This window comes from Providencia sp. PROV033, from assembly GCF_028484855.1.
GTDB lineage: Bacteria > Pseudomonadota > Gammaproteobacteria > Enterobacterales > Enterobacteriaceae > Providencia > Providencia alcalifaciens.
On record NZ_JAMPSW010000193.1, the window covers coordinates 1 to 2,107 of the forward strand.

The window sequence follows — 2,107 nt, forward strand, 5'->3', positions numbered from 1 at the left end:
AAAATAATTGTCCGATTACCGTAAACAAAGACACGTTGTGCGAGAACCCAGTATAAGGCATGGCTCAGCACGTTTTTTTCAACATCACGACCAGCGCGCATCATATCATCCGCAGTGAAAGTATGATCTACGTTGATAACGTTTTGCGTGATGATAGGGCCTTCATCTAAATTATCATTCACAAAGTGGGCTGTCGCCCCAATGATTTTCACACCGCGCTCATAGGCTTGGTGATAAGGACGTGCACCAATGAATGCAGGTAAGAATGAATGATGAATATTAATAATTTGGTTTGGATAGCGCTGAACGAAGGCAGGTGTTAGTACACGCATATATTTTGCCAGTACAACATAGTCAGGTTGGTACTGATCAATCTGAGCGGTTAATTTCTCGTCATGTTGATCACGAGTTAATCCTTCGTGGCTGATATGATGGAAAGGAATGCCAAATTGTTCGACAAGATTTTTTAGCGTGTCGTGGTTGCCAATAACGGCGGCAATTTCCACATCTAACCCATCATAAGCACTCTTCATGAGGAGATCCCCAAGACAGTGAGCTTCTTTGGTAACCATAACGACAATGCGGCGGCGTCCCGCAGAGTTTAATTCACGCTTAGAACCTTCTGGCAACGCATCATCTAAATCTGCTAGCAATGTTTCGTCGTTAAAAATGCCTTCCAGTTCCGTTCTCATAAAAAAACGACCAGTGCGGTGATCGACAAATTCATTATTTTGGATAATGTTAAGCTGGTGTTTGTAGCAGATATTGGTAATTTTAGCGATTAATCCCTTAGCATCAGGGCAAATAGTTCTGAGAATTTTTTTCTGTACGTTTTTGTGTTGCATGGAACTGCCTAATCCTTAACTAACAAAAGTCCAATAATTTAGACTCATCGTAATATGTGCAAAGAATATGCGAATTGATAAACAGAGAATTAATAACTATCGCAGCACTTCTTGAATTTTTTTCCTGAGCCGCATGGGCAGTTATCATTACGCCCAACTTTTGGTGTTATTCCATCAATGTAATACCACTGTGCATCAATGCGAAGAAAACGGGAACGTTCGTGAATAAGCTGTTTATGATCAGCTTTTTCATCAATAAAGCAAGCCGAAAATTCGACATAAGCTTCGTCAGGATTTTTAGCATGAGAAGAACTAATGACACGCAGTCCTAGCCATTCAGTTTGTTCAAAACTTTCTACGATAGCATCGCGCCACTCTTGTGCTTGGCAATCTGGGTGCCATGTTTTAATGAGGTAATCTGCATCTCGGTGAACATAAGCACTGTATCGTGAGCGCATTAATTGCTCTGGAGTTTCAGCAATAGTCTGCCCAGATATCAGCGGAGAGCAGCATTGGTCAAACGGCAGAGGATGACCGCAACTACAATTATTTTTTAAAGATTGGTTCATTCTTTTCTCGATAAAATAACTATACTTAAAAAATATAGTCGTTAATGATTTTGCGATATGACTATTGTTGTCACAATATATGACTTATTAAACCAGGGTAGTCGTGGTAGGTATGATATGAAAAATAGAAAAATACTCATAGTTGAAGATGAAAAAATTTTTTGTACTATTCTTCGTGAATACCTCGAAAGTTTAGAAACCGACGTCTATATCGCGGATAATGGTGCGCTTGCACTTGAACTGATCACGCAACAGCAGGTGAAACCTGATGTGATTTTATGTGACCTAAATATGCCCGTCATGAACGGGGAAGCGTTTATGGCAGAACTGGTAGAACGCAATATTAATGTGCCAGTGATTGTCATATCAGCAACGACGGATTTTACTCAATTGGATCGCATGTTTCGCCTTGGAGCGAAAGATGCACTATTGAAGCCGATAAAAAATCTTGATGAAGTCAAAGTGACGATCCATGCGGCGTTGTATCCTGAACAATATGATCCCGAAGCATTGATTGAGAATGAAATACAAAATATTTCGAATATTCTAAATAATGACAAGCTGGATATGTTGGCCATTTTAAAACAATTGCAACCTCCCGTTGTACAGGTCATTAATGGCTATAAGATAAACTATAGACAATTAAATGAAGCGAATCGTTTTGGTTTACTGTTGGATATTGCAGCAATATCA

General features: G+C 39.5%; 3 protein-coding genes. 1 reads left to right on the top strand and 2 read right to left on the bottom strand.

Annotation, left to right across the window (positions count from 1 at the left end; genetic code table 11):
* Together purU and PSF16_RS17250 are read right to left on the bottom strand one after the other, a co-directional pair.
* A partial coding sequence (gene purU, locus PSF16_RS17245) for a formyltetrahydrofolate deformylase (protein ID WP_272689791.1) occupies positions 1-845 on the bottom strand: 845 nt, incomplete at its 3' end.
* A gap of 89 nt (positions 846-934) precedes the next feature.
* Positions 935-1,414, bottom strand: a complete 480-nt coding sequence (locus PSF16_RS17250; RefSeq protein ID WP_006661673.1) for a YchJ family protein — start codon at positions 1,412-1,414, stop codon at positions 935-937.
* A gap of 117 nt (positions 1,415-1,531) precedes the next feature.
* On the opposite strand from PSF16_RS17250, the gene PSF16_RS17255 reads away from it, so the two are divergent.
* Positions 1,532-2,107 (top strand): response regulator (locus tag PSF16_RS17255; RefSeq protein ID WP_272689792.1); only part of this gene is annotated, 576 nt, incomplete at its 3' end.

What these genes read in the sequence shown, in the direction of transcription:
- PSF16_RS17250 (WP_006661673.1), bottom strand. Translation starts at nt 1,414, where the DNA reads ATGAACCAATCTTTAAAAAATAATTGTAGTTGCGGTCATCCTCTGCCG.